The organism is Streptomyces broussonetiae, from assembly GCF_009796285.1.
Classification (GTDB): domain Bacteria; phylum Actinomycetota; class Actinomycetes; order Streptomycetales; family Streptomycetaceae; genus Streptomyces; species Streptomyces broussonetiae.
Window position 1 is genome coordinate 5816513 of record NZ_CP047020.1, and the last position, 23075, is coordinate 5839587.

General features: G+C 71.5%; 24 protein-coding genes. 12 read left to right on the forward strand and 12 right to left on the reverse strand.

Annotation, left to right across the window (positions count from 1 at the left end; genetic code table 11):
• Nucleotides 1-171: 171 nt before the first annotated feature.
• The 7 genes from GQF42_RS26995 to GQF42_RS27025 all read left to right on the forward strand — a co-directional run bounded on the left by GQF42_RS26995 (nucleotide 172) and on the right by GQF42_RS27025 (nucleotide 6981).
• Complete coding sequence (locus GQF42_RS26995; RefSeq protein ID WP_199273098.1) at nucleotides 172-1695, forward strand: ABC transporter ATP-binding protein; 1524 nt, start codon at nucleotides 172-174, stop codon at nucleotides 1693-1695.
• Nucleotides 1695-2819 carry an ABC transporter permease gene (locus tag GQF42_RS27000; protein WP_158924052.1) on the forward strand — a complete coding sequence of 375 codons (1125 nt, stop codon included), beginning with the start codon at nucleotides 1695-1697 and terminating at the stop codon, nucleotides 2817-2819. The genes GQF42_RS26995 and GQF42_RS27000 overlap by 1 nt, the downstream gene beginning before the upstream one ends.
• A complete protein-coding gene (locus tag GQF42_RS27005; protein ID WP_158924054.1) occupies nucleotides 2819-4105 on the forward strand; it encodes an ABC transporter permease in 1287 nt (428 codons plus the stop codon). Before GQF42_RS27000 ends, GQF42_RS27005 begins: the two co-directional genes overlap by 1 nt.
• Nucleotides 4102-4506 carry a cytidine deaminase gene (locus GQF42_RS27010; RefSeq protein ID WP_158924056.1) on the forward strand — a complete coding sequence of 135 codons (405 nt, stop codon included), beginning with the start codon at nucleotides 4102-4104 and terminating at the stop codon, nucleotides 4504-4506. Before GQF42_RS27005 ends, GQF42_RS27010 begins: the two co-directional genes overlap by 4 nt.
• A 73-nt stretch (nucleotides 4507-4579) precedes the next feature.
• Nucleotides 4580-5857, forward strand: a complete 1278-nt coding sequence (locus GQF42_RS27015; RefSeq protein ID WP_199272807.1) for a thymidine phosphorylase — start codon at nucleotides 4580-4582, stop codon at nucleotides 5855-5857.
• A gap of 95 nt (nucleotides 5858-5952) precedes the next feature.
• Entirely contained in the window at nucleotides 5953-6537 is a 585-nt protein-coding gene (locus GQF42_RS27020; RefSeq protein WP_158924061.1) for a Uma2 family endonuclease, read from the forward strand.
• A gap of 54 nt (nucleotides 6538-6591) precedes the next feature.
• Nucleotides 6592-6981: an STAS domain-containing protein gene (locus tag GQF42_RS27025; protein WP_158924063.1), complete on the forward strand. Its 390-nt coding sequence runs from the start codon at nucleotides 6592-6594 to the stop codon at nucleotides 6979-6981.
• Here the strand turns inward: GQF42_RS27025 and GQF42_RS27030 are convergent.
• The 3 genes from GQF42_RS27030 to GQF42_RS27040 form a co-directional block, all read right to left on the reverse strand.
• Nucleotides 6865-7878, reverse strand: a complete 1014-nt coding sequence (locus GQF42_RS27030; RefSeq protein WP_158924065.1) for a sigma-70 family RNA polymerase sigma factor — start codon at nucleotides 7876-7878, stop codon at nucleotides 6865-6867. The two genes, GQF42_RS27025 and GQF42_RS27030, sit on opposite strands and share 117 nt — an antisense overlap.
• Nucleotides 7879-7987: 109 nt before the next feature.
• Nucleotides 7988-9136, reverse strand: a complete 1149-nt coding sequence (gene dnaN, locus GQF42_RS27035) for a DNA polymerase III subunit beta (protein WP_158924067.1) — start codon at nucleotides 9134-9136, stop codon at nucleotides 7988-7990.
• A 92-nt stretch (nucleotides 9137-9228) separates the two neighbouring features.
• A complete protein-coding gene (locus GQF42_RS27040) occupies nucleotides 9229-10521 on the reverse strand; it encodes an MFS transporter (protein ID WP_199272808.1) in 1293 nt (430 codons plus the stop codon).
• 63 nt (nucleotides 10522-10584) lie between these two features.
• Between GQF42_RS27040 and GQF42_RS27045 the strand changes: the two genes are divergently transcribed.
• On the forward strand, nucleotides 10585-11547 hold the full coding sequence (locus GQF42_RS27045; RefSeq protein ID WP_158924069.1) for a LysR family transcriptional regulator: 963 nt from the start codon (nucleotides 10585-10587) through the stop codon (nucleotides 11545-11547).
• A gap of 188 nt (nucleotides 11548-11735) precedes the next feature.
• Here GQF42_RS27045 and GQF42_RS27050 read toward each other — a convergent pair whose 3' ends face one another.
• Nucleotides 11736-12497, reverse strand: a complete 762-nt coding sequence (locus tag GQF42_RS27050; RefSeq protein ID WP_158924071.1) for an alpha/beta hydrolase — start codon at nucleotides 12495-12497, stop codon at nucleotides 11736-11738.
• Between the two features lie 135 nt (nucleotides 12498-12632).
• Here GQF42_RS27050 and GQF42_RS27055 point away from each other — a divergent pair, with 135 nt between their 5' ends.
• Together GQF42_RS27055 and GQF42_RS27060 are read left to right on the forward strand one after the other, a co-directional pair.
• Complete coding sequence (locus GQF42_RS27055) at nucleotides 12633-13820, forward strand: adenosine deaminase (protein ID WP_158924073.1); 1188 nt, start codon at nucleotides 12633-12635, stop codon at nucleotides 13818-13820.
• A 150-nt stretch (nucleotides 13821-13970) separates the two neighbouring features.
• Complete coding sequence (locus GQF42_RS27060) at nucleotides 13971-14312, forward strand: ATP-binding protein (protein ID WP_158924075.1); 342 nt, start codon at nucleotides 13971-13973, stop codon at nucleotides 14310-14312.
• 137 nt (nucleotides 14313-14449) lie between these two features.
• Here GQF42_RS27060 and GQF42_RS27065 read toward each other — a convergent pair whose 3' ends face one another.
• The 5 genes from GQF42_RS27065 to afsQ1 form a co-directional block, all read right to left on the reverse strand.
• A complete protein-coding gene (locus GQF42_RS27065) occupies nucleotides 14450-14650 on the reverse strand; it encodes a PspC domain-containing protein (protein ID WP_158924077.1) in 201 nt (66 codons plus the stop codon).
• A gap of 112 nt (nucleotides 14651-14762) precedes the next feature.
• A complete protein-coding gene (locus tag GQF42_RS27070) occupies nucleotides 14763-15341 on the reverse strand; it encodes a VanZ family protein (RefSeq protein WP_158924079.1) in 579 nt (192 codons plus the stop codon).
• A gap of 80 nt (nucleotides 15342-15421) precedes the next feature.
• Entirely contained in the window at nucleotides 15422-16027 is a 606-nt protein-coding gene (locus tag GQF42_RS27075) for a hypothetical protein (protein WP_158924081.1), read from the reverse strand.
• Nucleotides 16024-17676 (reverse strand): sensor histidine kinase, encoded by a 1653-nt coding sequence (locus GQF42_RS27080; protein ID WP_233273475.1) that lies wholly within the window; start codon nucleotides 17674-17676, stop codon nucleotides 16024-16026. Before GQF42_RS27080 ends, GQF42_RS27075 begins: the two co-directional genes overlap by 4 nt.
• Nucleotides 17673-18350 carry a two-component system response regulator AfsQ1 gene (gene afsQ1, locus GQF42_RS27085; protein WP_199272809.1) on the reverse strand — a complete coding sequence of 226 codons (678 nt, stop codon included), beginning with the start codon at nucleotides 18348-18350 and terminating at the stop codon, nucleotides 17673-17675. Before afsQ1 ends, GQF42_RS27080 begins: the two co-directional genes overlap by 4 nt.
• 240 nt (nucleotides 18351-18590) lie before the next feature.
• On the opposite strand from afsQ1, the gene GQF42_RS27090 reads away from it, so the two are divergent.
• Nucleotides 18591-19334, forward strand: a complete 744-nt coding sequence (locus GQF42_RS27090; protein ID WP_158924083.1) for a SigE family RNA polymerase sigma factor — start codon at nucleotides 18591-18593, stop codon at nucleotides 19332-19334.
• Nucleotides 19335-19492: 158 nt separating this feature from the next.
• Here the strand turns inward: GQF42_RS27090 and GQF42_RS27095 are convergent, their stop codons facing one another.
• Nucleotides 19493-20095, reverse strand: a complete 603-nt coding sequence (locus GQF42_RS27095) for a uridine kinase family protein (RefSeq protein ID WP_158930636.1) — start codon at nucleotides 20093-20095, stop codon at nucleotides 19493-19495.
• 160 nt (nucleotides 20096-20255) lie between these two features.
• Here GQF42_RS27095 and GQF42_RS27100 point away from each other — a divergent pair, with 160 nt between their 5' ends.
• Complete coding sequence (locus tag GQF42_RS27100; protein WP_158924085.1) at nucleotides 20256-20660, forward strand: hypothetical protein; 405 nt, start codon at nucleotides 20256-20258, stop codon at nucleotides 20658-20660.
• Between the two features lie 91 nt (nucleotides 20661-20751).
• Here the strand turns inward: GQF42_RS27100 and GQF42_RS27105 are convergent, their stop codons facing one another.
• Both GQF42_RS27105 and GQF42_RS27110 read right to left on the reverse strand, forming a co-directional pair.
• Nucleotides 20752-21636, reverse strand: coding sequence for an aldehyde dehydrogenase family protein (locus tag GQF42_RS27105; protein WP_158924087.1), 885 nt, complete (start codon nucleotides 21634-21636; stop codon nucleotides 20752-20754).
• Nucleotides 21629-23074: an aldehyde dehydrogenase family protein gene (locus GQF42_RS27110; protein WP_158924089.1), complete on the reverse strand. Its 1446-nt coding sequence runs from the start codon at nucleotides 23072-23074 to the stop codon at nucleotides 21629-21631. The genes GQF42_RS27105 and GQF42_RS27110 overlap by 8 nt, the downstream gene beginning before the upstream one ends.
• Nucleotide 23075 lies beyond the last annotated feature (1 nt).

The window sequence follows — 23075 nt, forward strand, 5'->3', positions numbered from 1 at the left end:
CGCGGGGCGCCCTCGGCAGCCCCCCGCCGAGCCATAACAATGTGTCAACTCTACGCGTGTAGCGTCGAGTTGCCGCGCTAGCGTCGCCGACGCCTGCCACCTCCCCTACGCAGCCCCTTTCCCCGAGGAGAGTGCGCCATCAACGCGTCCAGCCCTCCCGCTGCCGTCGAACTGCGCGGCATCACCAAGCGTTTCCCCGGCGTCGTCGCCAACCGCGACATCGACATCACCGTGTCCACGGGCACCGTCCATGCCCTGTGCGGAGAGAACGGCGCCGGCAAGTCCACCCTGATGAAGATCCTCTACGGCATGCAGCAGCCGGACGAGGGCACCATCACGGTCAACGGGGAGCAGGTCGTCCTGCACAACCCCGGCGACGCCATCGCCCGCGGCATCGGCATGGTGCACCAGCACTTCATGCTCGCCGACAACCTCACCGTGCTGGAGAACGTCGTCCTCGGCGCGGAGAAGCTGTACGGCATCGGCGGCAAGGCCCGCGCCAAGATCAAGGAGATCTCCGACGCGTACGGCCTGAACGTCCGCCCGGACGTGCTCGTGGAGGAGCTGGGGGTCGCCGACCGCCAGCGCGTGGAGATCCTCAAGGTCCTCTACCGCGGTGCCAAGACCCTCATCCTCGACGAGCCGACCGCCGTGCTCGTGCCGCAGGAGGTCGACGCGCTCTTCGACAACCTGCGTGAGCTGAAGGCCGAGGGCCTCACCGTCATCTTCATCTCCCACAAGCTGGGCGAGGTGCTCTCCGTCGCCGACGAGATCACCGTCATCCGGCGCGGTACGACGGTCGGCACGGTCGAGCCGCGGGGCACCACCCCGAAGCAGCTCGCCGAGCTGATGGTCGGCGCCGAGCTGCCCACCCCGGAGACCTCGGAGTCCACCGTCACGGACGTCCCGATGCTCAAGCTGGACGGCCTGCACCTGGCGCAGACCGACCTCGACGGCATCGAGCGCATCGTCCTGGACCAGGTCTCCTTCACCATCCACAAGGGCGAGGTCCTCGGTATCGCCGGTGTGGAGGGCAACGGCCAGTCCGAACTGGTCGAGGCGATCATGGGCATGCGCGACCCCGACGCCGGTGTGATCACCCTCGACGGCGCCGACATCTCGCACGCCGCCACCCGCCGCCGCCGCGAGGCCGGCATCGGCTACATCCCCGAGGACCGCCACCGCCACGGCCTGCTCCTGGAAGCGCCGCTGTGGGAGAACCGCATCCTCGGCCACGTCACCGAGAAGCCCAACTCCAAGGGCGGGCTCCTCGACATCAAGGCCGCCCGCTCCGACACCGAGCGGATCGTCGAGGCCTACGACGTCCGCACCCCCGGTATCGACGTCACCGCGGCCTCGCTGTCCGGCGGCAACCAGCAGAAGCTGATCGTCGGCCGCGAGATGAGCCACAACCCCAAGCTGCTCATCGCCGCCCACCCCACCCGCGGTGTGGACGTCGGCGCCCAGGCCGCCATCTGGGACTACATCCGGGAGGCCCGCCGCGAGGGCCTGGCCGTGCTGCTGATCTCCGCGGACCTGGACGAGCTGATCGGGCTCTCCGACACCCTGCGGGTGATGTACCGCGGCCGCCTGGTCGCCGACGCCGACCCCGCCACGATCACCCCCGAGGAGCTGGGCTCCGCCATGACGGGTGCGGCCACCGGCCACCTGGAGCACACAGAGGACGACGAGTGATGAACAGGCTGACCTCACGGATCGACAGGGAGCGGCTGCTCCTCGGGATCGCGGCACCACTGCTGGCGATCGTCGCGGCGCTCGTCGTCACCACCCTGGTGATCCTCGCGACCGGCAAGAACCCGGGCGCCGCGTTCAGCGACATGATGACCTACGGCTTCGCCAGCGACAGCCAGGTCTACATCCTGAACAAGGCGACGACGTACTACCTCGCGGGTGTCTCGGTGGCCATCGGCTTCCGGATGAACCTGTTCAACATCGGTGTCGACGGCCAGTACCGGCTCGCCGCGTTCGTCGCCGCCGTCCTCGGCGGCGCACTGACCGTGCCCGGCTGGATCGCCATCCCGCTGATCATGATCTGCGCCATGGCGACCGGCGCCCTGTGGGCCGCCGTCGCCGGCATCCTCAAGGTGACCCGGGGCGTCAGCGAGGTCATCGCGACCATCATGCTGAACTCGATCGCCACCGCCGTCATCGCCTATCTGCTGCAGCCCGGAAAGCTCGGCGAGCTGCAGCAGGGCGGCACCCTGGTCTCCACCAAGCCGCTGCCGTCCTCGTCGTACTTCTTCAGCATCAACACCGGACCGGCCGGTGAGCTGGACGGCTTCATCGTCGTCGCCGTACTCGTCGGTCTCGCCTACTGGTTCGTGCTCGGCCGCACCCGCTTCGGCTTCGACCTGCGCACCGTCGGCCAGTCCGAGAGCGCCGCCTCCGCGAGCGGTGTGTCGGTGAAGAAGATGGTCGCCACCAGCATGATCATCTCGGGTGCGGTGGCCGGCCTGGTCGGCATGCCGACCCTGCTCAACGAGAGCCACCAGTTCGACAACAGCTTCCCGGTCGGCATCGGCTTCACCGGCATCGCCATCGCGCTGCTCGGCCGTAACAGCCCGATCGGCATCGCGCTCGGCGCCCTGCTGTGGGGCTTCCTGGAGCGCACCACCAACCACCTGGAGTTCCAGGGCTACGACAAGGAGATCCTCGGCGTCATCGAGGGCGTCATCGTCCTGTGCGTCGTGATCGCCTACGAGGTCGTACGCCGCTACGGCCTCAAGCGCCAGCAGCAGAAGGTCGGCGCGGAACTCGCCGCTCAGGCCGCCGCGACGAAGAAGCAGGAGGTGGCGTGATGACTGCCACGATGACCGACACGCCGCCGCCCGCGGCGCCCAAGGCGGCGGGCGCGCCGCAGCGCTCGGGCCGCTCCGTCGGCCAGATCCTCATGATCGTCGCCGGTGCGCTGCTGCTCGTCGCAGCCGTCCGCATGATCACCGGCTCCGACTCCCTCGACTCCGCCGGCCAGGTAAGCGCCGCCCTCGGTCTCGCCGTGCCCATCGGTCTCGCCGGTCTCGCCGGCCTGTGGTCCGAGCGGGCCGGTGTGGTCAACATCGGCCTCGAAGGCATGATGATCCTCGGCACCTTCGGCGCCGGCTGGATCGGCTGGCAGACCAACCCCTGGCTCGGCCTGCTGATGGGCATCGCCTTCGGCGCCCTCGGCGGTCTGCTGCACGCCGTCGTCACCGTCACCTTCGGCGTCGACCACATCGTCTCCGGTGTCGCGATCAACCTGCTCGCGCTCGGCGCCACCCAGTACCTCGCCAAGCTGTTCTTCAACAGCGGCAGCGCGGCGAACGCGGGCGGCAACCCCAAGCAGTCCCCGCCGGTCGACTCGCTGCCCCAGATCACCGTGCCCGGCCTGTCCAGCGGCCTGCACTCGATCGAGAACCACCACTGGTTCCTGATCTCCGACATCGCCGGCATCCTCGGCGGCCTCGTCACGGACCTGTCCGTGGTGACGATCCTCGCGGCGCTGCTGTTCGTCGGCACCTGGTGGCTGCTGTGGCGCACCCCGTTCGGTCTGCGGCTGCGCTCCTGCGGTGAGAACCCGACCGCCGCCGAGTCCCTCGGCGTCAACGTCTACAGCTACAAGTACGCGGCCGTCGCCGTCTCCGGCGGTCTCGCCGGCCTCGGCGGTGCCTTCCTCGCCCTGGTCACCTCGCACACCTACCTGGAGGGCCAGACCGGTGGCCGCGGTTACATCGGCCTCGCGGCGATGATCTTCGGCAACTGGCGGCCGGGCGGCCTGGCGATGGGCGCGGGCCTGTTCGGCTACTCCGACGCGCTCCAGCTGCGCAACGGCGGTGTCACGGTGCACGCGCTGCTGCTCCTGCTGGTCGTGCTGCTCGCGGCGCTGGCAGGGTGGAAGCTGTACAAGAAGGCGGTGTGGCAGGGCGTGATCAGCGCCGGCACGGCCGCGCTGGTCCTGGTCTGGTACCTGCTCACCGACGAGGTCCCGAGCGACTTCGTGGGCGCGACGCCGTACGTCGTCACGCTGCTGGTGCTGTCCCTGTCGGCGCAGCGCCTGCGGATGCCGAAGGCGGACGGCATGCGCTACCGGAAGGGCCAGGGCAAGTGACGACGCAAGCCGCCGAGTTCGACTGGGAGGCGCTGCGGGAGGTGGCGCGCGAGGCGATGTCCCACGCCTACGCCCCCTACTCCGGCTTCCCGGTCGGCGTGGCGGCCCGGGTCGACGACGGCCGTACCGTCACCGGCTGCAACGTCGAGAACGCCTCCTACGGCCTCGGCCTGTGCGCCGAGTGCGGGCTGGTCTCGGACCTGCAGCGCACGGGCGGCGGCCGTCTCACGCACTTCGCCTGCGTGGACGGCAAGGGCGCCGCGCTGGTGCCGTGCGGCCGTTGCCGCCAGCTCCTGTACGAGTTCGGCGGGCCCGACCTGCTCCTCGACACCCCCGAGGGCATCCTCCCGCTCTCCGAGATGCTGCCCCAGGCCTTCGGCCCGGACCATCTCACCAAGTAACGCCCGTACGGCCCCTCTGGCCTCTTCAGAGGGGCCGTACGCTTCGCAATTCTCCGAAGGGAACGCCATGGCCATGGACGCCATCTCCGTCATCCGCACCAAGCGGGACCGCGGTGAGCTGACCGACGAGCAGATCGACTGGGTCATCGACGCCTACACTCGCGGCGAGGTCGCCGACGAGCAGATGTCCTCGCTCGCCATGGCGATCCTGCTCAACGGCATGAACCGCCGTGAGATCGCCCGCTGGACGGCGGCCATGATCGCCTCGGGCGAGCGCATGGACTTCTCCTCGCTGTCCCGCCCGACGGCGGACAAGCACTCCACGGGCGGCGTGGGCGACAAGATCACCCTGCCGCTGGCTCCGCTGGTGGCCGCCTGCGGTGCCGCGGTCCCGCAGCTCTCGGGCCGGGGCCTCGGCCACACGGGCGGCACCCTGGACAAGCTGGAGTCGATCCCGGGCTGGCGCGCCCTGCTGTCCAACGAGGAGATGCTGAACGTCCTGGACACCACGGGCGCGGTGATCTGCGCGGCGGGCGACGGCCTGGCCCCGGCGGACAAGAAGCTCTACGCGCTGCGTGACGTCACCGGCACGGTGGAGGCGATCCCGCTGATCGCCTCCTCCATCATGTCGAAGAAGATCGCGGAGGGCACGGGGTCGCTGGTCCTGGACGTGAAGGTGGGTACCGGCGCCTTCATGAAGACGATCGAGGACGCCCGTGAACTGGCGTCGACGATGGTCGGCCTCGGCACGGACCACGGCGTGAAGACGGTCGCGCTCCTGACCGACATGTCGACCCCGCTGGGCCTCACGGCCGGCAACGGGCTCGAGGTCCGCGAGTCGGTGGAGGTCCTGGCGGGCGGCGGCCCGGCGGACGTGGTCGAGCTGACGCTCGCGCTGGCGCGCGAGATGCTGGACGCGGCGGGCATCAAGGACGCCGACCCGGCGAAGGCGCTGGCCGACGGCTCGGCGATGGACGTCTGGCGCCGCATGATCGCGGCCCAGGGCGGCGACCCGGACGCCGAGCTGCCCACGTCGAAGGAACAGCACGTGATCAAGGCCCCGTCCTCGGGCGTCCTGACCCGCCTCGACGCCTACGACATCGGCATCGCCGCCTGGCGCCTGGGCGCCGGCCGCGCCCGCAAGGAGGACCCGGTGCAGGCGGCGGCGGGCGTGGAGATGCACGCCAAGCCGGGCGACAAGGTACAGGAGGGCCAGCCCCTGCTGACCCTCCACACGGACACCCCGGAGCGCTTCGCATACGCGCTGCAGGCGGTGGAGGGCTCGTACGACATCGCGGCGCCGGGTACGGAGTTCCCGGCCACGCCGGTGGTGCTGGAACGCATCGCCTGACCAGGGGATTTCACGTTCGGGTGAAGGGGACCGGTGGACCTGTGCCGGTCCCCTTGGGCATGCTGGGATCGGTGACGCACCGATAGGAGACCGCCATGAGCGCACTCACCGTGAGCCAGGACCCCGACCAGAACTGGGACGACCTCGTCCGGTACTGGGAGGAGATGGAATGGCCCGAGGGCAGCAAGGTGGAGATCATCGAGGGGATCATCACCGTGTCACCCACTCCCGCGTTCCGCCACAACATCATCGCGGCCCGTGTCCAGCGTCGCCTCTACTCCGTGATCCCTGATGAATGGGAAGTTTTTCAGACGCTGTCCATCGCCGTACCGTCACGGCTGGGCATGTTCATCCCGGACCTGCTGGTGGTGCCGGTACATGAGCCCCCGGAGACGGACTCCTACCTCCCCGCCGCCCTTGCCGAACTCGTCGTCGAGGTGACCTCCAAGTCCAACGCCCGCCACGACCGCGTCAGCAAGGCCGCCGCCTACGCCACCGCAGGGATCCCGCTCTACCTCCTCATCGACCGCTGGGCACCCGGAGGCCCCACCGCGACCCTCTACGGGGAACCCAAGGGAGATGTCTACCGGGTCCTGAGCGCCGTGAAGTTCGGCGATCCCATCAGGCTCCCGGCCCCGTTCGACGTCACGATCGACACCGGCGAGTTCCCCGTCGACTGACCCCCACCCGGGCACGGCCGCGGCCCCGCGCTGCGGCGGTTCGGCGGGTGCGCGATGAGTTCCCTCCGCCCCGCCGGTCTACCGACCGTGGACACCGAGGAACCCGCCGTGCTCGTGCTGCCCGGCCCCGTCCGTCGTGACGAGGTGGCCGGGCTGTGTGCTGCCGTGCGCGCACTGTTGGAGGGCGGCGGTCGCGAGCGGGTCGTCGTGTGCGACGTGGGCGGGCTCGGGCCGCCGGGGCTCGCCGTCGTCGACCTGCTGGCGCGGCTGGAGCTGACCGCCCGTCGCGCCGGCGGGCGGATACGGCTGCGGGATCCCGACCCGGCGCTAGGGGCACTTCTGGATCTGGCCGGGCTCTCCTTCCAGGCGGAGGGGCAGACCGAAGAGGGGGAACCAGCGCTGGACGTCGAGGAAGCAGTGGAAACCGGTGATCCGGCCCTCTGAGATCTCCAGGACCTGCACCGCCCAGGGGCTGAACCCGCCCTGCTCCGGGTCCGGCTTGTAGTGCGCGAAGGCCGGCAGTCCGTTGGCCTGCACGGGCAGCAGGCGGGACCTCGCGCAGGAGGCGCCCAGGGTGGTCATGAAGCCGGTGATGTCCGCCGTACCGCGCAGCCACAGGTCGAACGGCGGCATCGTCATGATGGCGTCCTCGTGGAGCAGCGCCGTCAGGGCCGTCATGTCGTAGCCCTCGAAGGCCTCGACGTACCGCTCCAGGAGCTTTTGCTGCTCCTCGTCCATCGGGTCGGACACCATGCCCTCGGGGCCCGCGTCGGCGCGCTCGGCGAGTGTGGCCCGGGCCCGCTGGAGCGCGCTGTTGACCGAGGCGACCGTGGTGCCCAGCAGCTCGGCGACCTCGCTCGCCTTCCAGGCCAGCACCTCGCGCAGGATCAGCACCGCCCGCTGCTTGGGCGGCAGTTGCTGCAGCGCCGCCATGAACGCGAGCCGGACGGTCTCCTTGGCCACGGCCGCCTCGGCCGGATCCTGCACCGCCGGCAGCACGCGCGCGTCCGGCATCGGCTCCAGCCAGGTGCTGTCCGGGCGGGGGGAGAGCGCCGCCTGTGCGAGCGGGGTCGACTCGGTCAGGTCCATCGGCCGCGCCCGCTTGTTGCCCGCCGTCAGCATGTCCAGGCAGACGTTCGTCGCGATCCGGTACAGCCACGAGCGCAGCGAGGAGCGGCCCTCGAACTTCTCGTAGCTCCGCCAGGCCCGCACCAGGGTGTCCTGCACCGCGTCCTCGGCCTCGAAGGAGGAGCCGAGCATCCGGTAGCAGTACCCGGTCAGCTCGGTCCGGTGCTTCTCCAGTGCGACGTCGAGATCCGCCGTCGCCGTGCTGTCGCCCATCGTCCACCCACCCCTGTGGCCGTACCTGTCCGCGCTCCGTCGCGCCCCAGCACTTCGGAAGCTACCGCAGCCCACTGACAATGGACCCCGGAGTGCGAAAGAGCCCAGCTCAGACCAGTTGCTTCACAGACATGAGCAGATGACGGTGCAGGCTGTGCCCCGCGCCCGACCCGAGCAGCACCCGCTGTCCCGACCCCAGCAGTTCCAGTCGCAGCTCAGGGCCCTCGAAGGAGTTCAGCGCGTCGAGCAGATAGGCCGGGTTGAAGGCCACCGAGACCTCCTCGGCCCCGCGCAGCACGGCCGGCAGCCGCTGTGCCGCCACGTCGTCGCCGTATCCGGCGCGCACCAGGAGCGAGTCCTCGGCGGCCGAGAAGTCCAGCCGTACCGGGCTGTGCCCGTCCGCCACCACGGCCACCCGGCGCACGGCCTCGGCCAGCGCCCCGCACTCCGCCCCGGCCACGGCCGCCCCCGCCAGCTCGAACAGCGACCCGTACCCCGGCAGTCGGCCCTCCAGCCGCCGCAGCAGCGCCCGCGTGCTCCTCCCCCCGAGTCCGCCCTCGAAGCCGACGGCCCCCGCGCCGTCCGCCGCGCCCGGATCCAGCAGGAGCCGCAGCATCCCGCACCGCCCCAGCGCCCGCGCCACCTCCGCCAGCCGTCGCGCCGGCAGCAGCACCTCCACGGCCTCCCCGGCCCTCCCGCCCGCCGCCGGCGGCTGCCACGGCAGCCGCCGCACCGCGTACCGGTACCGGTCGGACGCCGACAGCGTCATCTCCTCGCCCTCGAGCCGCAGTTGGACCCCGGTGAGCATCGGCAGCGTGTCGTCGCGGCCCGCCGCGACCGCCACCTGTCCGACGGCCGTCGCGAACGCGGCCGCGTCCACCTCGCCGTACACCGGGGGAGTCGCGGGCGGCGCCGGGTACTCCTCGTACGGCAGGGTCGACAGCCCGAAGCGCGTACCGCCCGCCTCCACCGTCAGCCGGTTCCCCTCCCGCACGCAGCTCACCGGGCCGTCGGGCAGCACCCGGCAGATGTCCAGCAGCCGGCGCCCGGGGACCAGCACCCGGCCGGCCACCGCCACCTCGGCGTCCGCCCCGGCCCGGGCCGAGGTCTCCAGGTCGGACCCCGACACCGCCAGCCGCCCCGGCTCGGCGGTCAGCAGCAGGGCGCCCAGCACCGGTACCGGCGTCCGCCCGGGCAGCGCCCGCGCCGCCCAGGCCACCGCCTCCGCCAGCTCCGCGCGCGTGATCCGGATGTCCATACGACAAACCCCCTGCCCGATGGCCCAGTTGACCGGTGGACGCTATCCGCGCCCACTGACAACGGGCCCTGAGCAGGGGGTTCGCCGAAACCTCAGTGCGCCGCGACCGGCTCCTGCCGGGCCGCCACCCGGGCCGCCCGCGAGCCGGCGACGGTGATCGTGACGACGCCGAGGACCGCGAGGAGACCCACACCGACCGTGCCGCCCCAGCCGTCCGCGTGGAAGGCCGTCGCGCCGACCGTGCTGCCGACGCTGGAGCCGATGTAGTACATCGACTGGTACAGGGCCGAGGCCTGGGCACGGCCCTCGGTGGCGGTCTTGCTGACCGCCGAGGAGGCGACCGCGTGCCCCGCGAAGAAGCCCGCCGTGATCAGCACCAGGCCCAGCAGCACCAGCGGCAGCGAGGGCGCGAGCGAGAGCAGCAGACCGGCGGCCGTCGTACCGCCCGCCAGGTACAGCGCGCCCCGGCGGCCGAGGCGGCCCACCAGCCGGCCCGCCGTGGAGGCGGACACCGTCCCGACCAGGTAGACCAGGAAGACCGAACCGATGACGCCCTGCGGCAGCCCGAACGGCGCCTCCGTCAGGCGGTAGCCGATCACCGTGTACACGCCGCCGAAGACCGTCATGAACAGCGCGCCGATCGCGTACAGGCGGCGCAGCAGCGGGTTGGCGAGGTGGTCGCGGACCGTGTCCAGCAGGACGCGGGGCCGCAGCGAGCCCGCCTTGAAGTGCCGCGGGGCCGGCAGCAGCAGCCGGAAGGCGATCGCGCACCCGACGGCGATCACGCCGATCACGCCGACCGAGACCCGCCAGCCCCACTCCTGGGCCACCCAGCCGGTGATCAACCGGCCGCTCATGCCGCCGACACTGTTGCCCGCGACGAACAGGCCGATCGCCGTGACCAGCGCCTTGGGCCGGACCTCCTCGGCCAGGTAGGCCTGCGCCGAGGCAGGCAGACCGGCCAGCGCCGCGCCCTGCACCGCGCGCAGCACCACCAGCACGCCGAGCGACGGCGCGAACGGCACCAGCAGGCCGACGGCGACCGCGACGGCCAGCGAGGCCGTCATCACCGTACGGCGGCCGAAGCGCTCCGACAGGGCGCTCATCGGCAGGACGAACAGGGCCAGTCCGCCGGTCGCGGCCGCCACGGTCCAGCTCGCCTCGCTCGCCGCGACCCCGAACTCGCCGGAGATCAGCGGCAGCAGGGCCTGTGTGGAGTACAGCAGCGCGAAGGTGGCGACTCCGGCGAGGAAGAGGGCGAAGCTCATCCGGCGGTAGCCGGGGCCGCCCGGGGTCAGCCGGGAGTCGTTGTCGGGGAGGGCGGCGACGGGGACGGGAGAGGTGGCGCCCACGGTGGTGGACGCCCCGGTACTGGCGGGAGACATGTCTCGACCGTATGTACGGCCCGCCTCATGCGTCCAATGCACGGAATCGCCATAATCGATCCCATGGTGCATCAGCAAAGCTCACGGGCTCGCCTGTCATCGAACAGTGACACAGAAGACATGTCCGAGATGTCGAAGGTGCTCGCTCCCCGCCTTGCGTACTTCGCCGGCGTGGCCCGCACCGAGCACGTGACCAGGGCGGCCCTGGACCTGAACGTCCCCCAGTCCACCCTCTCGCGCGCGATGGTCCGCCTGGAGCAGGACCTGGGCGTGGACCTCTTCGCCCGGCACGGCCGCACGGTCTCCCTGACCACCGCCGGGCGCACCTTCCTGGCCTCGGTGGAGCGCGCCCTCGCCGAGGTCGAGCGGGCCGCCGAGGAGGTGCGCGCGGACGCCGACCCGGCCACCGGCAAGGTCGCCTTCGGCTTCCTGCACACCATGGGCGCCGAGACGGTACCCGGCCTGCTGCACGCCTTCCGTGCCGACCACCCGCGCGTCCGCTTCAGCCTGGTCCAGAACCACGGCGAGGCCATGCTGGAGGGCCTGCGCGCCGGCGAGTTGGACCTGTGCCTGACCTCCCCGGTCCCCGACGCCCCCGACCTGGTCGCCCGCCGCCTGGACGAGCAGAAGCTCCGTCTGGTCGTCCCCGCCGACCACTCCCTGGCCGCCCGCAGGCGCATCCGCCTGGCCGAGGCCGCCGAGGAGATCTTCGTCAGCCTGGAACCCGGCTACGGCCTGCGCCGCATCACCGACGCCCTGTGCCGCGAGGCGGGCTTCCGGCCGAGGGTCGCCTTCGAGGGCGAGGAGGCGGAGACGCTGAGGGGGCTGGTGGCGGCTGGTCTGGGGGTCGCCCTGCTGCCGCCGCCGACGGTCCCGCGGCCGGGGGTGGTGGAACTGACGGTCACGGCTCCGAGGGCGGTGCGGGAGATCGGTGTCGCGTGGCCGGCGGACCGGCCGGACACACCCCCGGTGGCGGAGTTCAAGAAGTTCCTGCTCTCCAGAAGAGGGAACCTGCTGCCGTCCTGAGGGGAGCGGGCAACTGCGCGAGACACCAGGACGAAACGGCGGCCCGACGAACCCGCGTCCCGGCGAACCCGCGTCCCGGCGAACCCGCGTCCCGGCGAACCCGCGTCCCGGCGAACCCGCGGCCCGACGAACCCGCGGCCCGGCGAACCCGCGTCCTGAGGACGGTGGAAGTCCCCGCCTCCTACCTGTCACCGTCTCAACGACCGACCGAACCCCGCTGCCAGCGGCATCCTCAGACCGATGGGTGGCGGAGCGGCCAACGCGTCCTCGACGGGGCGCGACACGTGCTGCCCGAACAGCGCCCCGAGCGTGAAATCGACGGCCAGGCAGCCGACCTCCTCCCGGTGCCCGCTCAACCCGTGCCCGTCGGAGTGCACTTCGAACCGGCACACCTCCCGGTTCACCTTCTTCGCCCGCGCGGCGAACCGGAACGACAGCTCGGGGTCGGTCTGCTGGTCGTTCGTGCCGTGCACGATCAGCACCCGCCGCCCCACGAGCTGCTTCACCGGCTCGGCCGGTGCGGCCATGTCGTCCTCGGGCAGCCAAGGGGCCAGCGCCACCACGGAGTTGACGGCCTCGTGCCCGCCCGCCCGCAGTGCGGCCCGGCCGCCCATGTCCACCCCCACCAGGCACACGGGAACGTCCCCGTAGCGCCGTACGACCTCGTCGGCCGCCCATCGCGCGTCCGCCGCCAGGTGTGCCTCGCTGCCGTTCCAGCCCCGGTAGCGGTAGCGGACGGTGTGGACGGCCAGTCCCTCCGTCCGGCCCGCGCGCGCGAGCCGGCGGCTCAGCGAGCGCAGCGCGATCGCCGCCCGTACGGGGGAGGGCCTGCGGGCGGAGATCTCCTCCCCGCCGGGGAGCAGCACAACCGCTCCGCTCACCGCAGTCGGCCCCGGGCCGACCGCCTTCCCCAGCCCGGCCGTTCGGACCGGCGTCGCTTGCTGTCCCATGACAGAACAGTGTCAGAAGGGGCGGTGTGCGAAACCCTCACGTGCGGTCACCGTTGGGTATCGACGGAAAAAGTGCCCGGAAAGAGCTGTCGCGTTCACCAGATGCTCTACGCGCGTAGGCGCTAGAGTGCGGAGATGATGAGCCAGACTGCACCGGCCGGGACCTTCTCGGTGAGCGTCCCGGCGCACGTTCCGACGCCGGACCAGATCCGCCGGGCGCCCAAGGTTCTGCTGCACGACCATCTCGACGGCGGGCTCCGCCCGGGCACCGTCGTCGAACTCGCCCAGGAGACCGGCTACTCGGGCCTTCCCGAGTCCGATCCGGACAAGCTGGGCATCTGGTTCCAGGAGGCCGCGGACTCCGGCTCGCTGGAGCGGTATCTGGAGACCTTCCGGCACACCGTCGGTGTGATGCAGACCCGGGACGCGCTCGTCCGGGTCGCCCGCGAGTGCGCCGAGGACCTCGCCGAGGACGGTGTCGTCTACGCCGAGGTGCGGTACGCGCCCGAGCAGCACCTCGAGCGGGGCCTGACCCTGGAGGAGGTGGTCGAGGCCGTCGGCGAGGGGTTCCGGCAGGGCGAGCGGCTCGCCCGGGAGAACGGCCACCGCATCCGGGTCGGCGCCCTGCTGACCGCCATGCGGCACGCGGCCCGCTCCCTGGAGATCGCCGAACTCGCCAACCGCCACCGGGACTCGGGCGTGGTCGGCTTCGACATCGCGGGCGCGGAGGCGGGCTATCCGCCCACCCGGCACCTGGACGCCTTCGAGTACCTCAAGCGCGAGAACAACCACTTCACCATCCACGCGGGTGAGGCCTTCGGGCTGCCCTCCATCTGGCAGGCGCTGCAGTGGTGCGGGGCCGACCGGCTGGGGCACGGGGTGCGGATCATCGACGACATCGAGGTCTTCGAGGACGGCTCGGTGCGGCTCGGGCGGCTGGCGTCGTACGTCCGGGACAAGCGGATCCCGTTGGAGCTGTGCCCCAGCTCCAACCTCCAGACCGGGGCCGCACCCTCGTATGCCGAGCACCCGATCGGGCTGCTGCGCCGGCTGCACTTCCGGGCCACCGTGAACACCGACAACCGGCTGATGTCGCACACCAGCATGAGCCAGGAATTCGAGCACCTCGTCGAGGCGTTCGGCTACACGCTCGACGACATGCAGTGGTTCTCCGTCAATGCGATGAAATCAGCGTTCATTCCTTTCGATGAACGACTCGCTATGATCAATGACGTCATCAAGCCCGGATATGCCGAGCTGAAGTCCGAATGGCTGTTCCAGCAGACGGCCTCCACCAGCGGTTCTCTCGGCGCGACGGACTGATCGCACCTTTCCGTCGTCGCGGAATGCGGACACGCTTTCACGGGGTGTCCGCATTTCGGTGTTTGCGGGGGGCGGTCCTGCATGTTTACGGTCGTGGACCGCTCAGATCATCTCTGATCTCCCGTCTCCGCATTCAAGGACGCATTCACCATGAAGCAGTCTGCCGCCAAGACCCTCGGCGTCGCCGCCCTCGGTGCCGCCTTCGCCGCCGTCGGCGCGGGCGCGGCCAACGCGGCCCCGGCCCTCCCGCAAACCGGCCAGGCCACGCAGGCCCTGGGCTCCGTCACCCAGACACTGCCGGGCGCCGCCGCGGCGCTGGCCCAGGGGAGGGGTGCCGTGGGTGCCGGGGTGGCCGCCGCGCAGCCGGCCGTCCAGAGCGCGCTCGCGAAGGGGCCGACCGCCCCGGCCGCCGGGCTGCTCGGCGGACTGCCCACCCACCACACGGGCCTGCCCACGCACGGCATGTCGGCGAACGGGATCCCGCTCGGCTGACGCCCGGCGCGAGGCCGCGGCCCGCACCGCAAGGTCGTACGACGCCGCTGGGGCGCCCCGGAGTTGCTGTCCGGGAGCGCCCCAGCGGCGTTCTGCGTGCGGACCGGCGTGCGCGGACGCCGGTGGAGCCGCCTGTGTCACCAGGCGGTGCGGGTCTTCTCCTCGGACGGCAGCAGGATCCACAGCGCTATATAGAGCAGGAACTGCGGGCCCGGCAGCAGGCAGGACAGCAGGAAGATCACCCGCATCGTCGTCGCGGAGGTGCCGAAGCGCCGGGCCAGCGCGGCGCACACTCCGCCGATCACGCGGCCGTGGGTGGGGCGGGCAAGGGCGGTCATCGGGTCTCCTCCGTGGTCGTCGGCCCGCGTGCGGGCCGGTGGCCTGGGCCGCCCCGGTGGCGTCCCTCGACCTTCTTCCACGGTAGGGAGACGAAGAGGGTGAAACGTCGCTCTACGGGGCGATCCCGACCCTGGGAATCGTCGGGGTACGCCCCTGAGACAGCTCCTCCTGCACGGTGACGAACCACTCGGCACCGGCGTCGGCGTCCTCGCGCGCGTCACGCGTGTCGCGCCGCCGCAGCCAGGCCCGGCCCGCCGGTACGACGGCCAGGTGGGCGAGGACGACGCCCGCGGTGTTCAGCAGCAGCGAGTCGATGTCCACGACCCTGCCGGGCACGCCGGTCTGCACCAGCGCGATGCCGAGGGAGATCAGGGCGCCCGCCGCGGCGGTACGGATCAGGGAGGCGAGCGGGGAGACGGTGAGCCTGCCGTGCACCGTCGGCAGCAGCACGCCCAGCGGGGCGAGCAGGGCGAGGCCGTCACCGATGCGGTGGGCGGCCTGCGGCCAGCCCAGCGCGAGATCGGCCCGGATACCGGCCAGCGGGTGCAGGTTGGGAGGGGTCACCCAGGGCACGTCCAGGGGGCGCAGCGTCAGCCAGGCGACGAGCGCGAGGTGGGCGACGAGGAGCACACCCCCTGTCGCCCGGACACGGATCGTGGCACTGCCGCCGAAGGAGCCTTGACGCTGCACGAACCCCTAGACGCACCGCCGGGCACGATCGGTTCCGCATCGGGTTCCCCGACTCGGCGCGACCGCCCGCGGCCACGGGGTCAGGACTTGCCCAGCGCGTCACCGGAGGGCGGTTCGGTGGTGCCCGGGCGGTTGCGGACTTCGTCCGTGCAGGCGTAGCGGCGGGGGGTGTCGGGGGCGGGGCCGGCCAGGATGACCGAGCCGTCGCCCTCCGTCGCCGCCGAGTCGGACAGGGTGCACACCACCTGGGCCAGGGCGTAGGAGGTGAGCCGCGCCGGGGCGGTGCTCAGGCGCAGGGTGTCCTCGGGGTCGTTCGGGCCGGGCCCGCTCACGCTCAGGCCGCCCGGCACGTACGTCGTGTAGCCCGCGGAGCGTTCCGCGGACGAGGGCGACTCCGCGAGCTGGTCCAGCAGGCCCTGCGCCACGATCACCCGGCGCCGGGCGTCGGCCGTGCCGTCGGGGACGGGCACCGTACGGTCGACGGTCACCAGGGACGCCTCACACAGCAGGAAGACCTGCACGGGCACCCCGTGCGAGGACTGCGTGGCCAGGTCGGGCCCGGCCAGCGAGCACGGCACCCGGGAGGGCGCCGGTCCGAAGTCGGTCGGTACCTGAGTGGCCCGGATGCCGCAGCCGGACAGCAGCAGGCCCAGGAGGGGCAGCGCCATCAGGCGTCGTACGGTCATGACCCCTCCTTTCCTGAACTGTCCTTGCCGTTCCCGGCGTTCCTGTCGTGCGTGTCGTTCGTGTCGTGCGTGCCGTCGGGATCGTCGGTGCCGGCCCGGGTGTCCTGCTCGCCCTCCTCCGCCTCCTGAGTCAGCCGTGAGGAGTCCCGCGGCAGCCGCAGGGTGAACACGGCGCCGCCGTCGGGCGAGTTGGCGGCGGTGATCCCGCCGCCGTGGATATGGGCGTTCTCCATGGCGATGGACAGGCCCAGCCCGCTGCCCTCGGAGCGCGGCCGGGAGGCGCTCGCCTTGTAGAAGCGGTCGAAGACGTGCGGCAGGACGTCCTCCGGGATGCCCGGCCCGTGGTCGCGGACCGCGATGACCACCTCGGAGTCCGCCTCCCGCACGGACACCCGCACCGGCGATCCGCCGTGCTTGAGCGCGTTGCCGATCAGGTTGGCGAGGATGACGTCCAGCCGGCGGGGGTCGAGGCGGGCGTGGATGCCGCGCTCGGCGTCCAGCTCGACGGCGTCCAGCCAGGCGCGGGCGTCGATGCAGGCGGTGATCTGGTCGGCCACGTCGACGTCGTCCAGGACCAGCCGGGCGGTGCCCGCGTCGAAGCGGGTGACCTCCATCAGGTTCTCGACCAGGTCGTTCAGCCGGCGTGTCTCGCTGACCACCAGCCGCACCGCCGGCTCGATCATCGGGTCGACGCTGCCCGACTCCGCCTCCAGCTCCTCCTCCAGGATCTCCGTCACGGCGGTGATCGCGGTCAGCGGCGTACGCAGTTCGTGGCTCATGTCGGCGACGAAGCGGCGTGAGGCATCGTCCCGCGCGGCCATCTCCGAGACCCGCTTCTCCAGCGCCTCGGCCGCGTTGTTGAACGTCCGGGAGAGATCGGCGAGTTCGTCGGTGCCGGAGACTCTGAGCCGGGTGTCCAGTCTGCCCTCGCCCAGGCGCCGGGCGGCGACCCCGAGCCGGTGCACCGGCTTCAGTACGGTCGTGGCGGCGGCCTGCGCGAGCAGCGCGGCGCCGATCAGCGCGAGACCGGTGGCGATGCCCAGCGACCAGGCCAGCGAGTTGAGGTCCTTGGCCTCCGGCTCCAGCGTCTTGGCCATGTAGCCGGTCGGACCGCCGCCGATGACCTGCGTACCGGCCACCAGATACGGCGTGCCGTGGCTCACGACCCGCTGCCAGTACAGGTGGTACGGCTCCTTGTTGGCGTCGGTGACCTTCTGCTGCTTGTTCACCGCCGCGCGCAGTGACTTGGGCACGTCCTCCAGCGAGAAGCCGTTGATGCCGCCGGAGTTGCCGTACACCGTCTTGCCGCGCGCGTCCTGGCCGACCAGCAGCACGCTGAAGCTCTGGCTGCTGGTCGCCATCTGCCCGGCGGTGCGCTGGAGCTGGTCCTGCGAGGGATGCGAGGGCAGCGCGCCCGCGCGGTTCTGCATCTCCTGGCGGAAGTCGCGCAGCACCGCGTCCTGGGCGCGGGTGAGCACCGCCTCCCGGTTCAGCCAGTAGGCGATGCCGGACGCCGACACGGCGGCGGTGAGCGCGACCAGCGCGAAAACCACGACAAGCCGCAGCCTGAGGCTGGTGAACCTGAGCCGCGACAGATGTCCCTTGCGCCCCGCGGCCCAGCCGCGCAGCCCTCCTTGCCCGTCCGTCACTGAGGACTGTCCAGGCGGTAGCCGACACCACGGACGGTACGGATCAGGGTCGGGGACGAGGGCACGTCCTCGACCTTGGCGCGCAGCCGCTGCACACAGGCGTCCACGAGCCGCGAGTCACCGAGGTAGTCGTGCTCCCACACCAGCCGCAGCAGCTGCTGCCGGGACAGCGCCTGGCCGGGCCGGCGGCTCAGCTCCAGCAGCAGCCGCAGCTCGGTCGGGGTCAGCTGGAGGTCCTCGCCGTTCTTCGTCACGGTCATCGCCGACCGGTCGATGACGAGGTTGCCGAAGGTCGCCGAGTCGCTGGACTCACGCTCACCGCGGCGCAGCACGGCCCGGATCCGGGCGTCCAGCACCCGGCCCTGGACGGGTTTGACGACGTAGTCGTCGGCGCCGGACTCCAGCCCGACCACGACGTCGATGTCGTCGCTGCGCGCGGTCAGCAGAATGATCGGCAGCTGGTCGGTGCGCCGGATGCGGCGGCACACCTCGAAGCCGTCGATGCCGGGCAGCATCACGTCCAGCACGATCAGGTCGGGCCGCTGCTCGCGCAGCAGCTTCAGACCGTCCTCACCGCTGGCAGCGGTCGCCACCCGGTGCCCCTGGCGCGTCAGGGAGAGCTCCAGGGCCGTGCGGATGGCGTCGTCGTCCTCGATCAGCAACAGGGAAGGCACGGGCTCATTCTGGCCCATGGACCGGCCGTCCTACGACCTGCCCGCACCAGCCCTTTCCCACCGCCACGACATGTGCACTTCCTGTGACGCCTTTGAGCAGGACCCCTGTGACAGGTCTGTGACAGTCGACGGACACGGCCATGAAGTGGCCCCGGCAGTCTTTTGGTCACGGGCCGGACGGTCAGCCGGAACCGGCCCGGCAAGACCGAACCACCGGAAGTCCACGACGGGGAGCGCGAGATGAACACGCTGCACAGCATCAGCACCAGCGCAGTGGTCACGCGTCTGCACGACGTGCACCGGTCCGGTTCCGAGAAGTCCGGTGCCGTGAGCGGGCGGGGGTGCGCTCGCGGCACCGGGCGTCAGCATCCGGCGTACATGTCGGTGGTTGACGCGCACCCGGGGGAAGCGCACGGGGGATCCGCGTACAGGGAGGACTCGGGGGAGCAGCGCCGCTCGCTGACGGAGGCGGAGTTCACCGCCTACGTCCAGGAGCGCCGCGCCTCCCTGTACGCCACCGCGTACCACCTGACGGGCGACCGCTTCGAGGCCGAGGACCTGCTGCAGAGCGCGCTGTTCTCGACGTACAAGGCCTGGGAACGGATCAGTGACAAGGCGGCGGTCGGCGGGTACCTCCGCCGCACCATGACGAATCTGCACATCAGCGCCTGGCGGCGCCGCAAGCTCAACGAGTACCCGACCGAGGAACTGCCGGAGACGCCCTCCGACACGGACGCGATGCGCGGCACCGAACTGCGCGCGGTCCTGTGGCAGGCGCTGGCCCGGCTGCCCGAACTCCAGCGCACCATGCTGGTCCTGCGCTACTACGAGGGCCGTACGGATCCGGAGATCGCGGCGATCCTCGACATCAGTGTCGGCACGGTGAAGTCCAGCATCTGGCGCTCGCTGCGCCGGCTGCGCGAGGACGAGGTCCTCAGCTTCGGCCGTGACGAGGAGAACGCCTTCGGCGAACTGGTCGCCTGAAGGTCGGGGTCACCGGGGGGTGGCCCGAGGGGGGACGGGGAAAACGGGGGAAAGCGGGGTCCACTGGGGGGTGGGTCCACGGGGGAAACAGGAGCGGGACTGGAGGGCCGGGGGGCCTCTCCAGTCCCGTTTCCGTTTCCGTAGGTTCCGTACGACGGTTACGCCGCCGTCTGCTGCCGGGTCTGCCGTCCCGCAGCCGCGGCGGCGAGCCGCCCCAGCGCCTCGTCGCGATCGCACGGATACGCGCCCAGGGACACCTGCCGGGCGACGATCGACCGTTCCGTGCGCATCAGCCGCCAGCCGCGGCGCAGCAGGAACGGCACCGACTTGCGGCCCTCCCGCAGATCCCGCAGGAAACGCCGGCGGAAGGTGGTCACCGGGCCGCGGCTCAGACACAGCGCGTCCGCGAGCACGCCCAGTTCCCGGCAGCGCTCGACGATCTCCGCCGCGAAGACGCCCTCCGCGATGAACAGCGGGGTGCGGCCGATGCGCAGGGTGTCCTCGCCGGTGCGGGCGCTCAGCCCGATGTCGTACACCGGCACAGGCGTCGACCCGGAGGCGCACAGTCGGGTGATGGCCTCGATCGCGACGTTCGCGTCCCAGGACTCCGGATGGTCCCAGTCGATGTCCGAACTCCCCTCCACCAGGGGCAGTGTCGGGTCGTCACCCTCCTTGTAGAAGTCGTCCAGGCGCAGCACGGGGAGCCCGGAGCGGGCGGCGACGAGTGACTTGCCCGAGCCCGAGGGGCCGCACAGCAGCACGACGCGGGCGGGGGACGGAGGATGAATGCTCACGGAACACCAGTTTGACGCATGGTGGGCCGCCTGCCGACCCCGCGGGTCGGCTTTTGAGCGTGACTCCCGCCTCAACTACCCTACGTGTCGACATCATTACCCTGCGCATCATAAGGTGGCACCAGCGATGGCCCGACAGACCTCCCCTCAACACCCCGTCGCCCAGCGCGCCCTGATCGCCGTCGCGACCGTGGGGGCAGCCCTGGGCGCGGGCGCCGGCACGGCGTACGCGGAGTCGGCCGCACCGGTCGTGCAGGTGCCCTGGCGCCCGACCTCGCTCGGCAGGATCGACCCTGAGGCGGGCCTGGCGGTCCTCCCCGGCACGGTCGGCTACGCCGTGGGCCCGGCGGCGGGCCTCAAGCCCAACCCCCTGGCGGGCACGGGCGTCGACCCGCTGGACAACGGGGTGGGCACGCAGCTGGCCGACTTCAAGCCGGTCGGCTCGCGGATGCTGACGTCCCCGGTCGCCGAGGCCCCGACTCTCGGCGCCCTGCCCGTGGCCGGTCAGGCCCTGGGGGCGGTGGGCCGCTGAAGGCGCGCCGTGAAGCAGTGCGGGGAACCGCGCGGTCTGCCGGGTGCGACCCGCACCCGGCAGACCGCGGCGGTTCCCCGCCGCCGTCCTGTCAGTAGGACGACCCGGACGCGCCCAGCGACCCGGTCGGGTGCCACACCGTCTTCGTCTCCAGGAACGCCGTCATCCGGTCGGTCCCGGGCGTCTCGAAGTAATCCACAGCCTGTGGACGCAGGACCCGCTTGAGGTTGTCGGCGGCGGCGATCTCCAGCTCCTTCGCCAGCACCTCGTCGGCGCCCGCGAGGTCGATCGCGTTGACGTCCTGGTGCGCGGCCAGCGGAGCCGCGATCTCCGAAGTGCGGCCGGACAGGACGTTGACCACGCCGCCCGGCACGTCGGACGTGGCCAGGACCTCGCCCAGGGAGAGGGCGGGCAGGGGGGACTTCTCGCTCGCGATCACGACCGCCGTGTTGCCCGTCGCGATCACCGGGGCCAGGACGGAGACCAGGCCGAGGAACGACGACTCCTGCGGGGCCAGGACGGCCACCACGCCCGTCGGCTCGGGGGAGGAGAGGTTGAAGAACGGGCCCGCGACCGGGTTGGCGCCGCCGGTCACCTGGGCGATCTTGTCGGTCCAGCCGGCGTACCAGACCCAGCGGTCGATCGTGGCGTCCACGACCGCCGCCGCTTTCGACTTCGACAGGCCCTCGGCGTCGGCGACCTCGCGCACGAACTGCTCGCGGCGGCCCTCCAGCATCTCCGCGACGCGGTAGAGGACCTGGCCGCGGTTGTACGCCGTGGCGCCGGACCAGCCGCCGAACGCCTTGCGCGCGGCGACCACGGCGTCCCGGGCGTCCTTGCGGGAGGACTGCGGAGCGTTCGCCAGCCAGTTGCCCTTCGAGTCCGTCACCTCGTACACCCGGCCGCTCTCGGAACGCGGGAACTTCCCGCCGACGTACAGCTTGTAGGTCTTGAAGACGCTCAGACGGTCAGACATCGAGGTAAGCCTCCAGGCCGTGGCGGCCGCCCTCGCGGCCGAAGCCCGACTCCTTGTAACCGCCGAACGGCGAGGTCGGATCGAACTTGTTGAACGTGTTGGACCAGACGACACCCGCGCGCAGCTTGTTCGCGACGGCGAGGATCCGGGAGCCCTTCTCCGTCCAGATGCCCGCGGACAGGCCGTACTGGGTGTTGTTGGCCTTGGCGACGGCCTCGTCCGGGGTGCGGAAGGTGAGGACGGACAGCACCGGGCCGAAGATCTCGTCGCGGGCGATGGTGTGCGCCTGGGTGACGTTGGTGAAGAGCGTCGGGGCGAACCAGTAGCCGCTGTCCGGGAGTTCACAGGCCGGGGACCAGCGCTCGGCGCCCTCCGTCTCGCCCTGCTCGGCCAGCGCGGTGATCCGGGCCAGCTGCTCGGCGGAGTTGATCGCACCGATGTCGGTGTTCTTGTCCAGCGGGTCGCCGAGGCGCAGGGTGGACAGGCGACGCTTGAGGGAGTCCAGCAGCTCGTCCTGGATCGACTCCTGGACCAGCAGGCGGCTGCCCGCGCAGCACACCTGGCCCTGGTTGAAGAAGATGCCGGTCACGATGCCCTCGACGGCCTGGTCGATGGGGGCGTCGTCGAAGACGATGTTCGCGCCCTTGCCGCCCAGCTCGAGGGTGAGCTTCTTCCGCGTGCCCGCGACCGTGCGCGCGATCTCCTTGCCCACGGCCGTCGAACCCGTGAAGGCGACCTTGTTGACGTCCGGGTGCGCGACGAGGGCCGCGCCCGCGTCGCCGTAGCCGGGAAGGATGTTGACGACACCCTTGGGCAGGCCCGCCTGGCGGCAGATGTCCGCGAAGAACAGCGCCGACAGGGGCGTGGTCTCCGCGGGCTTGAGGACGACCGTGTTGCCGGTCGCCAGCGCCGGGGCGATCTTCCACGCCAGCATGAGGAGGGGGAAGTTCCACGGGATGACCTGCCCGGCCACGCCCAGCGGCTGCGGGTTCGCGCCGAAGCCCGCGTGGTCGAGCTTGTCGGCCCAGCCCGCGTAGTAGAAGAAGTGGGCCGCGACCAGGGGGAGGTCGGCGTCCCGCGTCTCCTTGATCGGCTTGCCGTTGTCCAGCGTCTCCAGGACAGCCAGCTCCCGGCTGCGCTCCTGGACGATGCGGGCGATGCGGAACAGGTACTTGGCGCGCTCGGAGCCCGGCAGCGCGGACCACTTCTCGAACGCCCTGCGGGCGGCCTTGACGGCGCGGTCGACGTCCTCGGCACCGGCCTGGGCGACCTCCGACAGCACCTCTTCCGTGCTGGGGCTGACCGTCTTGAAGACCTTGCCGTCGGCCGCCTCGACGAACTCGCCGTCGATGAACAGGCCGTAGGAGGGGGCGATGTCGACGACCGAGCGGGACTCGGGCGCCGGTGCGTACGCGAATGCGGAAGGCTTGTTTTCCATG